Consider the following 12,056-nt stretch of genomic DNA (forward strand, 5'->3'; position numbering starts at 1 on the left):
CTTAGTTGCGGGTGTATTAGTGGTTATGGAGCGTGTTCGCTGGTTCATTGCTGAGTGCACGTTGCGTTGGCAGATAGGTTGCCAGCAATACCACCAGGCTAAGTACGCCAGTGAGTACGACCGCGGTTACTGCAACATCGAAGAACTCAACGCCAATGGGCACCGACATGGCGTATCCCAGCGCTAAGCCGATTGCCAGTCCGGGCACGGCACCGAGCAGCAACTGCATGGTACCTGAGAGTAAAAACTCAACGGTGATGCGATTTTCGCTGGCGCCGAGTGCGCGTTTTACTCCTATCTCCTGAGTGCGCTGCGAAATGGTGTTGGCCATTACCCCGTAAATGCCGCTGGCAGCCAGTAACAGCGAAGCTAAACCAAACAGCATAAATACGCCCCCTACAAACCTGAGTGGTGCAACACGTTGCGTGAGGCGAGCATCCAAAGTGGCGATATTGAACACCGGCAGCTGCGGGTCAATCCGGTTAATCACTCGGGTTAGTGCGGCTTTAGCACTTTGTGTGTCGCTTTGCAGTTGCACACTGATGAAAACAGAGGCGCGCGGCGATTGCGCAAAAGGCAGATAGACAGACGGAGTCCGCATTGCTTTATCTCTGTTAGGCATGGTTTGTACGACATGTTTAACAACACCAACAATCGTAAACCAAGGCCCTTTGCTGCCATCTTCATTAATAAACTGCACGCGTTGCCCAACCGGTTGCTCCGAATTCATGTACTGCTGTACAAAACTGTCTGTGACAATCACAGTGCGTTTATCTTCGGCGTTGTCTGAGTTGCTAAAAAGGCGGCCATCCAGTAATTTTGCCTCTACGTGCTGCAATGCGCCTGGAACTACAGCTATCTGGTTGGCTCTTGGGTAGCTGGATAAACCTTGCTGACCATATTCCTGACCGGCTACGGCAACAGCGGGGCGTTTGTCCCCAAAACCCGGTAACGCTGATGTAAGCATGTTGTTGCTAAACCCACTTTGGGCGTCTAACTGCGCTTTAAGCGTTTGTACAAACTGACGTCTTTGCTCATCCGTCTGATATTGCTCAGCTGGCAGGGTAATTTGCCCGACCAGTTTATCCTGGGTATTAACACCGTAATCTGCATAAGTAGCCTTATAGCTTGCTGAGATCATCACAGCAGCAACAATCAAAATGGTGATCGATAAAAATACCTCGCCGATCACCAGGGCTTTATTGAGTTTACCTGCACCTTTGCCCAGCGCGCCGCGTGTTCCATCGCGCAGTACGGCATTAAAGTCGCCGTTAATATTGCGCCATGCGGGCAGAAAGCCGGTGACAAAAATGGTACCCACCAGGAAACCAAAAAAGACTTTCAGGGTGTATGCGTCTATGCCAAAGTTCCACCAAAACGGCGGTCTGTCGGTAAAGAACTGATTGGTGACAGTTTGCGTTATTTCTAATCCCCAGCCAACGAGCAATAGCCCAATTAAACCACCCAAACCGCAGATCAGCAGACTTTCCCATAACAGCTGACTCAGTAACCGTCCAGTTGGTGCGCCCAGAGCAACGCGAATAGCCGTTTCCTGAGAGCGCTCAACGGCGCGTGACAACAACAAGTTACCCACATTGACGGACGCCAGCACTAAGATAAGGATCGCCGCAGTATGCATAACATAAACAACCGACATACCGCCATCAGCGGTTGACTGGTGCATGGTGAGAGCATACGCGCTCAGACCTGAATTGGTTTTTGGGTAACGTTGCTCCAGGCGCTGCATGATCAGCGTAAGTTCCTGATCGAGCTGGTCAATCGTGACACCTGGTTTTCTCAGCGCTAACCCTGTTACCTGCGCGTTTTGCTCCCGCGAGACTTGCTGTGGATTATCGCGCAGAGGCCGCCAAATCTGAGCTCTGCGTGGGTAGTAATAGCCTTCTGGCATCACGCCAATGATACGGTAGGGCTGGCCGTTAATATCGACGCTGCGTGACAGGATCTCCTGATCAGCACCAAAATGGTTTTGCCAGATATCGTAACCCAGTACCACCACATTCTGCGCGCCTATCTTGTCTTCTTCGGCTGTAAATGTTCTGCCTAATAACGGGGCGGTACGGGTGAGTTCAAACAAATTGGCACGGGCATCTGCGCTTTGGTATCTGCGTGCACCGTCACGCCCGGCTATATTGACAACGTCGTTGCGGTAGGCGCTAAACTCACTGGCCCCGGACAACTGCGCTTCGACCTCGGCAAAATCATGAATATTAAAACCACCAAAATTACGCAGGCCATTGGTTGAGGTGGTGATCTCAATTAAGTGCTCACCGTCTTCAAAGGGTAAAGGCTTAAATAGCATCGAATTCATAAATGAAAACAGGTAAACACTTAAGCCAAGACCTGTCGCCATGACAAACACGGTGAGTGCGCTAAAGCTGGGCTTTTTGGCCAGCAGGCGCAGGGCATATTTGATATCGCTGCGAATACTCATCATCTTCCCCCTTAACTGTGCACCACGTCTGCAAGCTCAGGCTGTGCAGCTTGGGTCTTGTGATCGGCAATGATCCGGCCATCAAGCACTTCAATTTTGCGTTGTGCCCGTTCGGCAGAGCGCGGATCATGCGTTACCATACAAATGGTGGCCCCTTCCTGATGAAGGGTATCAAGCAGCGCCAGTACATCGTGGGCATTTTTAGAGTCCAGGTTGCCGGTAGGTTCATCCGCCAGAATTAAACTGGGCGATCCTGCGATGGCGCGGGCGATGGCAACACGTTGCTGCTGACCACCTGATAACTGCGACGGGTAATGATTAGTACGGTGGCTCATATTGACCTTGGCTAACGCGTCAGCCGCCATTTGCTTAACCTGCGTCTTACTCAAATCTTTACGGTAGGTCAGCGGGAGCTCGACGTTTTCCATCACATCTAAATCACTGATCAAATTAAAAGATTGAAAGATAAATCCAATTTGATTGTTGCGTATCCGGGCGCGCTCTGTTTTGCTGATATTCCCCACTTCATGTCCTGCAAGCTGGTAACTCCCTGAGGTTGGCGTATCCAACAGACCTAACAGGGATAACAGGGTCGACTTGCCAGAACCGGATGGCCCTGAAATGGCAATATATTCTTGCTGGTGCACTTGCAGTGATACATCGTTCAGTGCATGGGTTTCCAGGTCGTCAGAGAAAAAGACTTTACTGAGATTTTTTAATGCTAATACAGGCTGAGTCATGGCGGTTTCCTAGTTGATTCTGAATTGGTTATAACTTTCGAAGCGGCTTGGATCAGATGTGACTATCTGATCACCCTCTTCAAGTCCTTGAATAATTTGTACATAATTGACAGAGCCCAGCCCGAGTTGCACGGCTGTACGCGTGGCCATTAAACCATCTGCGCTGAGTTTGTAAATACTGGATTGGGTCTGACTTTGGGTAAATAAGGGCCGTGATACATACAGCGTGTTATCAAGCTCTGCGATGGTGATTTCACCATCGACGCTAAGCGCAGGCCGCGCATCGCTCGGTAGTGGCTCGCTAAAGGCAACATCGACCTGTACACTGCCTTGCACAACTTCAGGGTCGATACGCGTGATCTGGCCCAAGACCTGATTATTTTGGGTATCAATGGTGACCTTCTGGCCCACCTTAATTTGCTGAATTTGTAGCTCAGGGACTTGCAGCTCAGCGATGAGCGCCCCCTGGTCAGCCAGTTTGGCAATGTTGCTGCCCATGCTGACATGCTGACCAACTTCAACGGGTAGCGCTAAAATAATGCTATCAATGGAGGCGCGGACACTCAGTTCATCCACTTGCGTTTGAATGCGTGACACCCGGTTTTTGAGCTGGTTGAGTCTGGCAAAGCGAGCATGTTGCTGCGCTTTTAAGCTTTTAGCCGATTCAGCCATTTGTTCTTTTCTGGATGCCAGAGTCTGACGCGCCTGTTCAAGGGCAATTTTGGCGCGCTGAAAGTCCAGTTTTGAGACCGCGCCGGTTTCAATTAACTCAAGGTGCGCCTGGTATTCGTGTTCAGCACCATCAACTGCCATCCGGGCATTGAGCATATCGGCGCGTTGTTGTGCAATCGCGGCTTGCTCAGCCAAATCACTGGCCTGGTGCTCGGCTTCCAGCGCAGAGAACTCCCACTTGGCCTCAGCCAACTGTTGTTCTAAACGCGGATTCGTTAAGCGCACAATCTCGTCGCCCTGGCGTACCTCTTGTCCTGGCTTGTACAGCAGCGCCTCTACTTTGGCATCGCCACTGGCCGACAGCCATTGCACATTTTCAGGAATCAGCACGCCATTACCACGCACGGTGACAGTGAAACTGCCTCTTTTAACCTGATTAATGATTAAAGAGTTGGCTTTGAGCGTAAGTTCCGCACGAGAGTACTGCCACACTTGGTAGGTACCAAAAGCCACCGCCACTAGCGCGATAAGTGCTATGACTAAGGTCCGCGGAGATCTTGTCTTTTTTGTCGTTACTGCAATGTCCATTTTCACTCCTGGTCGAATAAGAACAATTTGAGAGTAACAGAGCAGGCATTGTGCCAATTTTTAAGGGATTGATTTTAAATGGATTTATGTTTTTTTGAATTTCTCAGTCCCATATTTGGGATTTAATTTGAGACTAGGCTCAAAGATGAGACTGGCGGTGTGGCTAGTCATACTAAGGTGGTTAATTAACTTGGGGGGCGGTTTGGTGTTTAGGTCGTTGAAGCATTTTTTGAAGGTATGTGTCTTTGCAAATTTCGGTGCACTTCAATCTAGAACATAGGGATGCGCCGTTAATTTTGAGCTCAAGCATAATGGACTTGAGTTGAGCCATTACTGCTGACGGCGGGCAAGAGGTAGGTTAGCTTGTCGGATATTTTTAGGTGGATGTCCTCGCTATCCTCTCAATGGCTCTGGGCTGCGTGTCGGAACACGGCGCTTTCCTTTTCGCCTCAAGTTGAGCTTTAGCATATTGTAAACTCGTTCAACACGCTTCTTGTTCCATGTTTTGCCCTGATGCCTGAGCCGTTTAAATAGCTTGGGCAAACCCCAGCGAGGGTGGCGCTCTACAAGCAACAGCAGCGCATCGATTACCTCATCATCTGGTGGCCGCTTGTGGGTGTAGTAATAGACACTTCGATTTAGTCCTGCAACCTCACAAGCAAGTGCCACACTTACCCCAAACTGCTCAAGGAAATGCTCAACCCACGCTCTACGCCTGCTTGTGCTCACAGCTTTTTTGCAACAATTTCCTCAAGCATCGTGTGTTTCAGACTCAGTGTTGCAAACATATCCTTGAGCTTGCGATTCTCTTCTTCAAGTTCTTTCAGTCGCTTTACATCCGACGCTTCCATGCCGCCATATTTGGAGCGCCATTTATAAAATGTGCTCTGTCCTATTCCATGTTTTCGGCAAAGATCTGGAACCGATACACCCGATTCAGCTTCTTTGATCATGGCAACAATTTGTGACTCGGTGAACTTGCTTTTTCTCATCGTAAAACTTCCTTCTTTTGTTAATGGAAATTCTACTCAAGAACTGTTGCAGTTTATGGGGGAGTTACAAGCTTATCGGATATTTTAAGATGGATGTCCTTGGAACACTGGCATCCTTGGAACACTGGCACACTCAGTACATTCACTTAGTGCATGTTCTCACAAAATCCTCCCCGCAAAAACCTCATGATGGATGTTTCATCGATATTTCCAGTAAGGCTCGTTTTCTATAGTGAGCAGTAGGCTTGAAGACGAGTGCTCCTAGTGGTATTTTGTCGCTCCCATTTTGGGTAAGTACCCTTAGTGGGCGGTGCTAAGGCTTAGAAACAGAGCCAAACCAGCATTCCTACTAATTCATCGTTATATACCGAACATTAAGCAGAGGAGTATTTATGAAAAAATTAATCATCGGGTGTTTTCTTTTCTTATTTTGTAGCGTATCCAATGCGCAGGTTTATCAATCTGGGCCAATTAAAGTTCAGAGTTTGCGGGTAACTAACAACGTCACTTATGTTCGCTTTTCTCCGGCGTTAAATGCATGTGAGGGTGGTTATCATTATCGTATGCATGCCAAAGTCAATAATGATAATACAGCGTTAATTTCATCTTTGCTTACAGCATATACAGCTCAAAAAACACTTGGTTATGTTTTTGTAAGTGGTGAGGGTAAGGCGTGTTCACCAAGTCATATCTTAACTCTTGACATGATAGAATTTAGTCAACAGTAATGTGATATCATATGTCAATAGTTGATGGCGTTAATAGCACACAAGGATTGGGTTTTGGATATTATAGAAAAACATTGGATAAAGATACCAGCGATTTTATATGTTGTTGGATTCATTGTTCATAATTCATATTTATCAAGCTTTGGAAGTTATGAATTTCAGTTAGTTCAAGCTAAATACATACTCTCTGGATTTGGAGCAGTAGTTTTTTCCGTTATCTGTATTGTATACACTGGAATTAAGGTTAACTTATCCAATGTAAGTAAAAGCCTCACCATTGATAAGGTTTTACCCTGGTCTCTGAGAGTTATTTCTCTCCCTTATGTTATTTACGCAATCTTGTATGGAAAAGAGCTGTTTGAGATTGGTCGAGATGCAAAGGACTCACTTATTCTAATCGGGGTTCTAGCATCTCTAATAGCTCATGCTGTCGTCGCTTGTACGATATTAGATATTGCTTTAATGCCAGGCGACAATGAAAGCCGTCTTAAAAAGACACTTTCTTTTCTCTCAAGAGCGTTATCAATACCCATGCTTATCGTTACGCTAGTGATTGCTTGGAATATTCCTGAGTTTTCGGGGGTCTTGAAAGCAACCACATACTTCTTTTTTGGCTATGTGGCGATTGCCATGAGTCAGAATGATAAGGGGTTGGGAATTGAATTACGCTGTACTGATCCTGACATAAAAGAAAGATATGATAAATTATATCAAGCGGCATTCAGTATAGTTGGCGTGTTCTTTGTTTTATGGACAATTGCAAGCTATTACACTAAGTATATTTACCCTAAAATCCCCGTTGCTTTAGGGGGCGCAAAGCTTGAATTTGTATCTATCAAAACCAAAGAAAAAGTGTACGATTCCTACTTAATACAAGAAACTAAAGATTGGGTAATGTACATAGATAAGTCAAGCGGCCAAGTCGAAAAAATCAAAACAAGCCTTATAGAAAAAATTGTTTTTAAAGATGAAATGCCAAACCAGCCATTGAAGCAAAAGGAATGACAGTTGGCCTTTGTTTATATTGGCTAACTAGTGTGTGCTTTTTATCGTGTTAAAAGCACAACCTAAAGGTGCTGTGAAAAGCTGACAAGCCCGTCATGTGCAGAACCAAATTACCTGGCTTGATTCGCTACTTTACACATTTAATTCAAGCATTTTGCTCCACGTATATGGGCGTTACACACAGAAGGAACCGCCACAATGAATCACGTCATGTTTGATATTGATGGCACGCTTATCGAATCCTATGATTTTGATTCTGAGTGTTTTGCTGAAGCCGTCGAGGCAGTGACAGGATATGAGATTGATACAAACTGGTCTCGCTACACACACGTAACGGACACAGGGATCCTCAATCAGTTTTTTCAAGAAAAGAACATTGAAAATACTCAAAGTGCGCATGAGCACATTAAGCGTGTTTTCTTATCGAAAATACAAACCCGAATTGCAAAAACACCAGTTAGTGAAATAGCGGGGGCTGCTGCATTTATTGCCCGTTTAAAGGAGTTGGCCAATGTTTCAATTTCGCTTGCAACGGGTGGATGGTACGAAAGCGCTCTCTTAAAGTTGGCGTCTGCTGGCATGGATATTTCAGGCATTCCCATTGCTTCTGCAAATGATCATTATTCAAGAATCGAGATAATGAAAATTGCTGAAAAAAGAGCCGTTAAAGAGGCGCGTTTATCATTTACCTATTTCGGTGATGGAATCTGGGATTTGAACGCGTGTAAAGTACTTGGTGTTAACTTTGTTTTAGTCGGTGATAGAATCAAGCATAGTCAGTCGATTATGAATTTTGAAAAACAAGACGAAGTATTGGCCTATATTGGCTTGTAATTAAGGCCCTGAAGGTCAAAAATACAACTTAATTCTTAGTTTTTTCAAACTTTGCTACTTCAGATAAGTACTTCGCAGAGGTTTCGTATTATAAAGTGACAAAGCAAAAAAGGGTGATAAATCACCCTTGCGGTCAGTAAAGGAGAGTCAGACCATAAAATAGACTCAGGCGGTCAATTCTGCCTCCTCAAGTGTCGGGTAGTCGGTATAGCCTTCGGCTCCGCCACCATAAAACTTACTGTCATCTACTTCGTTATATTCAGCACCCACTTTGGCTCTTTCTACCAGGTCCGGGTTAGCCACAAACAGGGCACCAATGCCTACGCCATCACACAGATCTTGTTCCAGTACCTGGGTGGCAATGGCAGGCGTTGCCGGGCCGTCATCCCATGACTGATGTGGGTTAAGGATCAAGGGACCTTGCCACAATGCACGGATCTTTTGACTGGTCTCACGACACGCCGCTTCCATGATATGCAGGTATGCCAGATTCGTCGGTAATGCTTCAATTAGTGCCTGATACAAAGGCAGGGTATCGGTTTCATTAATGTCATTGAACTGGTTATGTGGTGAGATACGAAGGCCCACTTTATCCGCGCCGATGGCATTGGCAACGGCGGCAATCACTTCAAGGGTAAAACGGATGCGATTCTCAATGCTGCCGCCGTATTCATCGTCACGCAGATTGGTGTTGTTGGCTAAAAACTGATGCGGTAAAAAGCCATTGCCTGCGTGGATCTCAACGCCGTCAAATCCGCCGAGTATGGCGTACTTAGCAGCCTGTGCATAGTCAGCAATAGTCGCCTGGATCTCTTCATAGCTCAGCGCTCTTGGTGGTGCAAAATCTTGCATGCCATCTGGCGTAAATGTCTGGCCATTTGCCGTGACCACGGAGGGCGCAACAGACTGGTGTGCACTGGGATACAGGCTGGGGTGGCCAATGCGACCGCAGTGCATAAACTGGGCAACGATTTTACCTCCTTTTTCGTGCACAGCGTCGGTGACTTGTAACCAGCTTTGTGCCTGTTCATTGGTGTGCAGACCCGGTGAATTCATGTAGCCCTGACCGACCTGGTTGGGTTGTATCCCTTCAGTGACAATGAGTCCAGCGGTTGCCCGCTGGCTGTAGTAGGTTGCCATCAAAGGGGTTGCCAGGCCATTCTCTGTGGCACGGTTACGGCTCATCGGTGCCATAACGAAACGGTTGTTTGCTTTGATGCTGCCGTATTGAGTTGCGTCAAATAAAGTGTTCATTGCAATATCCTTAATTATTTAAAAGTCTTTGTTACGCCTTAGAAAGCGACTTATCCGTTGATGGACTCGCAAGTGTTCGGTTAAACAGCTGTTGCTGCGACACGGCTATCGCCACTACGATGACACCGGCCCCCAGTATCTGACTGAATGTCAGCACTTCGCCGAGTATGAAGTAACCCAGTAATGTTGCTGATAATGGGCTGGCGAATGAGATGAAAGACACAGTGACCACAGGTAACTTTTCAATCGCCTTGAACCACAGTACATAAGCAACCAATGCGCCGATCAGGCTCAGATAGGTGTAGCCGATAACATTATTAACCGTTAACTCGGTCGGGAAGCCTTCCTGAACTAGCCCTATTGGTAGCAAAAACAGGCCGCCGACAACCAGTTGCCAGCCGGTGAATGTGTATAAAGAGACACCTTCGGGTTTACCCCATCTTTTGGTCAGTACAATGCCTGTTGCCATGGACATGGCCCCTGCAAGTCCCGCTAATACGCCAGCGGTTGGCAATTCCATATTGGGCTCAAGTACCAGTAAAGACACACCCAGTGCGCCTATCAGGCAGGCGACGAATTGACGCGCTTTTAATTTGTTCTTTAGCAGCAGTGCGCCAAGCAACATTACAATGATTGGCTGGCATGACATGACTAACGCTGCGACACCACCTGGGAGTAAGTAAGCGGCGACAAATAAGCAGTAAAAGAAGCCGCCAATGTTGAGCAAACCGAGAATGATGGAGCGCATCCACCACACACCTTGTGGTAGCTTACGGCCCAGTAACACCAGCAGGATGCCTGCTGGTAGCGCCCGTAAAACGGATGCAATCAGTGGCTTGTCTGCTGGTAAAAGCTCAGTGGTAACAATGTAGGTGCTACCCCAGATGGTGGGTGCGATCATCGCAACCACCATCCAAAAAATTAGCTGTTTGTTGCTCATACAGCCCCCAGGTCTGTAGTGCCAAAGTAGCGGTCGCCGAAGTCTCCGATACCGGGGATCATGAAGGCGTGTTCGTTCAGTCGTTGCTCGATAGACGAAGTCACTATGGTGACGTCCGGGAATTGAGCAGTGACTTTTTGCAATCCTTCTGGTGAGCACAGTAGGTTTACGAAGGTGATGTTTTCTGGTTTAACACCGGCCTTGGTCATCACGTCCAGGGCACAAATGGCCGAGCCACCCGTTGCCAGCATAGGTTCGAAAAGAAGCACATGGAACTTTTCAACGTTGTCCGGCAGTTTGGAATAATAGAGTTTTGGTAATTTGGTTGTTGGGTCACGTTGGATGAGAATTTTCCCAATTGGAATATTGAGATCCAAGCGACGTAATTCGTTTTCCATACTTTCGCCTGCACGTACCACAGATACACCGCACAGAGGCTTCGCAAATTGTTTGCCCTCATAAGTTTCGCCAACCGGCGTAGTGACATTCAGTCCTTCAAAGTTCAGTCTTTCCAGGCTTTTTTCCAATAGCAGACGAATGATCTGATCAGCGTAAAAGGTAAACTGACGTTTGTTGGCTGTTTTATCGCGCACCTTAGTATGCAAATAGTGCAGTCGATCCGTTTGCTCCAGTTCAATAACATTCGCAGTGTTATAGTCGGGTCTGGATAGTGACTTTAGGTTAGTTGCAAGCATGGTATCTCTCCTTAGTGATGAGAGTCAGGTGCGCTTGTGGGGCACCTGACTCAGGTATGATGATTAAGCATTGATTTCTGCGAAGGCTTTTTGTGCTTCACTGATAAACTTCTGGACTTTAGCGCGGTCTTTACGACCGTTTGCGCCTTCCAGGCCTGTGTGTGCGTCAATGGCAGCTGGTTTAACTTTGCGGATTGCGTCTGCCACGTTGTCTGGGTTCAGGCCACCAGCCATCATCAGAGGTTTAGGCGAACGACGAACCAGCTCAGCACTTACGTCCCAGTTATGCGTCAGGCCCGTAGCACCTTTAGCACCAGTTTTAGGGTCAAAGGTATCTGTGATGAACATGTCTACGTATTCGGCCACTTCATCAACCAGCGTCAGTAGCTCATCAGCATTATCTTCCTTAACAACCAGGCTCTTCAGGATGTAAAGGTCAGGGCGAAGTGCGCGTAGTTTTTTCATTTCAGCAACGCTGATGTCGCCATGTAGCTGTACGGCTTTTACACCCAGCTCTGAACAGAAACCGCTTACTTCGTCTGCGTCTATCATGTAGCTGATTAGAACGCCTGCCTGAGGCTCGCTGAGATCTTTGATGATGCTGATTGCGTCACCTTCAGTGATGTCGTCTTTACCAGAAGGCAGACGTAGTGGGAAACCCAACCATTCAATACCTTCTGCCAGACACAGTTCTGCTTCTTCACGGTCAATGATGCCAGCTACTTGGATGATGTTAGTGATGTTATTCATGGTATATCTCCTAATTGTTTAAAGTTAAGTTTGCTTAAAGAATCTTGAGTTAAAGATATAGGTTATTTCTGATACCGTCAAGTATCTTTGCATAAAGATATTTGTTTTTTTCTCGTTTTTTTGCGTAAAAATCACTTTTTCAATTAAATTCAAATGTTTATGTTGCTGTTTTTTTTTTAGTTTGATGAGACACCTCATTGTAAGTGCTGGTTCAAGCCCACCAGGGCAAAGAAAAAGCCTGTTTTTTGGGGAGCGTATGTAGTCGGGGAGAGGGATTTCAGGATTGTAATCACGCTAGTGTGGCACTTTTGAGAAGTCTTTAATGTGTAGCAACCTGAGCTAAGGGCTTTGGGCGGAGAATGTGATTTTCAATTCAGTTGTTGGCATGACTGGTAGTTGAGAACGA

The 12,056-nt window shown here is 46.7% G+C and carries 12 protein-coding genes; 3 read left to right on the top strand and 9 right to left on the bottom strand.

Annotated elements, in window-relative coordinates; all coding sequences use genetic code 11:
* Window positions 1-16: 16 nt before the first annotated feature.
* The 5 genes from AT705_RS17245 to tnpA all read right to left on the bottom strand — a co-directional run bounded on the left by AT705_RS17245 (window position 17) and on the right by tnpA (window position 5,444).
* Window positions 17-2,455, bottom strand: a complete 2,439-nt coding sequence (locus AT705_RS17245) for an ADOP family duplicated permease (RefSeq protein ID WP_237113744.1) — start codon at window positions 2,453-2,455, stop codon at window positions 17-19.
* Between the two features lie 8 nt (window positions 2,456-2,463).
* Window positions 2,464-3,192 carry an ABC transporter ATP-binding protein gene (locus AT705_RS17250; RefSeq protein WP_058797508.1) on the bottom strand — a complete coding sequence of 243 codons (729 nt, stop codon included), beginning with the start codon at window positions 3,190-3,192 and terminating at the stop codon, window positions 2,464-2,466.
* Between the two features lie 9 nt (window positions 3,193-3,201).
* Window positions 3,202-4,452 (bottom strand): efflux RND transporter periplasmic adaptor subunit, encoded by a 1,251-nt coding sequence (locus AT705_RS17255; protein WP_058797509.1) that lies wholly within the window; start codon window positions 4,450-4,452, stop codon window positions 3,202-3,204.
* A 393-nt stretch (window positions 4,453-4,845) separates the two neighbouring features.
* Window positions 4,846-5,181, bottom strand: coding sequence for an IS3 family transposase (locus AT705_RS17260; protein WP_058797510.1), 336 nt, complete (start codon window positions 5,179-5,181; stop codon window positions 4,846-4,848).
* Window positions 5,178-5,444 carry an IS66 family insertion sequence element accessory protein TnpA gene (gene tnpA / locus AT705_RS17265; protein ID WP_058796451.1) on the bottom strand — a complete coding sequence of 89 codons (267 nt, stop codon included), beginning with the start codon at window positions 5,442-5,444 and terminating at the stop codon, window positions 5,178-5,180. The genes AT705_RS17260 and tnpA overlap by 4 nt, the downstream gene beginning before the upstream one ends.
* Before the next feature lie 392 nt (window positions 5,445-5,836).
* On the opposite strand from tnpA, the gene AT705_RS17270 reads away from it, so the two are divergent.
* The 3 genes from AT705_RS17270 (at window position 5,837) to AT705_RS17280 (ending at window position 8,011) form a co-directional block, all read left to right on the top strand.
* Window positions 5,837-6,172, top strand: coding sequence for a hypothetical protein (locus AT705_RS17270; RefSeq protein WP_058797511.1), 336 nt, complete (start codon window positions 5,837-5,839; stop codon window positions 6,170-6,172).
* 54 nt (window positions 6,173-6,226) lie between these two features.
* On the top strand, window positions 6,227-7,177 hold the full coding sequence (locus AT705_RS17275; protein ID WP_157576832.1) for a hypothetical protein: 951 nt from the start codon (window positions 6,227-6,229) through the stop codon (window positions 7,175-7,177).
* Between the two features lie 198 nt (window positions 7,178-7,375).
* Window positions 7,376-8,011, top strand: coding sequence for an HAD family hydrolase (locus AT705_RS17280; protein ID WP_058797513.1), 636 nt, complete (start codon window positions 7,376-7,378; stop codon window positions 8,009-8,011).
* 165 nt (window positions 8,012-8,176) lie between these two features.
* On the opposite strand, the gene AT705_RS17285 is transcribed toward AT705_RS17280, so the two are convergent.
* The 4 genes from AT705_RS17285 to AT705_RS17300 form a co-directional block, all read right to left on the bottom strand.
* Window positions 8,177-9,265 (bottom strand): alkene reductase, encoded by a 1,089-nt coding sequence (locus AT705_RS17285; protein WP_058797514.1) that lies wholly within the window; start codon window positions 9,263-9,265, stop codon window positions 8,177-8,179.
* Between the two features lie 31 nt (window positions 9,266-9,296).
* Window positions 9,297-10,205 carry an EamA family transporter gene (locus AT705_RS17290; protein ID WP_058797515.1) on the bottom strand — a complete coding sequence of 303 codons (909 nt, stop codon included), beginning with the start codon at window positions 10,203-10,205 and terminating at the stop codon, window positions 9,297-9,299.
* Window positions 10,202-10,900, bottom strand: a complete 699-nt coding sequence (gene upp / locus AT705_RS17295) for a uracil phosphoribosyltransferase (RefSeq protein ID WP_058797516.1) — start codon at window positions 10,898-10,900, stop codon at window positions 10,202-10,204. Before upp ends, AT705_RS17290 begins: the two co-directional genes overlap by 4 nt.
* 63 nt (window positions 10,901-10,963) lie before the next feature.
* Complete coding sequence (locus AT705_RS17300; RefSeq protein ID WP_010385288.1) at window positions 10,964-11,650, bottom strand: phosphoribosylanthranilate isomerase; 687 nt, start codon at window positions 11,648-11,650, stop codon at window positions 10,964-10,966.
* Between the last annotated feature and the right edge of the window lie 406 nt (window positions 11,651-12,056).

It is taken from the genome of Pseudoalteromonas rubra, assembly GCF_001482385.1.
Taxonomy (GTDB): domain Bacteria; phylum Pseudomonadota; class Gammaproteobacteria; order Enterobacterales; family Alteromonadaceae; genus Pseudoalteromonas; species Pseudoalteromonas ardens.

Coding starts and splice junctions, on each gene's coding strand:
- AT705_RS17250 (WP_058797508.1), bottom strand. CDS start 3,192: ATGACTCAGCCTGTATTAGCATTAAAAAATCTCAGTAAAGTCTTTTTC.
- AT705_RS17300 (WP_010385288.1), bottom strand. CDS start 11,650: ATGAATAACATCACTAACATCATCCAAGTAGCTGGCATCATTGACCGT.
- tnpA (WP_058796451.1), bottom strand. CDS start 5,444: ATGAGAAAAAGCAAGTTCACCGAGTCACAAATTGTTGCCATGATCAAA.
- AT705_RS17280 (WP_058797513.1), top strand. CDS start 7,376: ATGAATCACGTCATGTTTGATATTGATGGCACGCTTATCGAATCCTAT.
- AT705_RS17255 (WP_058797509.1), bottom strand. CDS start 4,452: ATGGACATTGCAGTAACGACAAAAAAGACAAGATCTCCGCGGACCTTA.
- upp (WP_058797516.1), bottom strand. CDS start 10,900: ATGCTTGCAACTAACCTAAAGTCACTATCCAGACCCGACTATAACACT.
- AT705_RS17245 (WP_237113744.1), bottom strand. CDS start 2,455: ATGATGAGTATTCGCAGCGATATCAAATATGCCCTGCGCCTGCTGGCC.
- AT705_RS17270 (WP_058797511.1), top strand. CDS start 5,837: ATGAAAAAATTAATCATCGGGTGTTTTCTTTTCTTATTTTGTAGCGTA.
- AT705_RS17285 (WP_058797514.1), bottom strand. CDS start 9,265: ATGAACACTTTATTTGACGCAACTCAATACGGCAGCATCAAAGCAAAC.
- AT705_RS17290 (WP_058797515.1), bottom strand. CDS start 10,205: ATGAGCAACAAACAGCTAATTTTTTGGATGGTGGTTGCGATGATCGCA.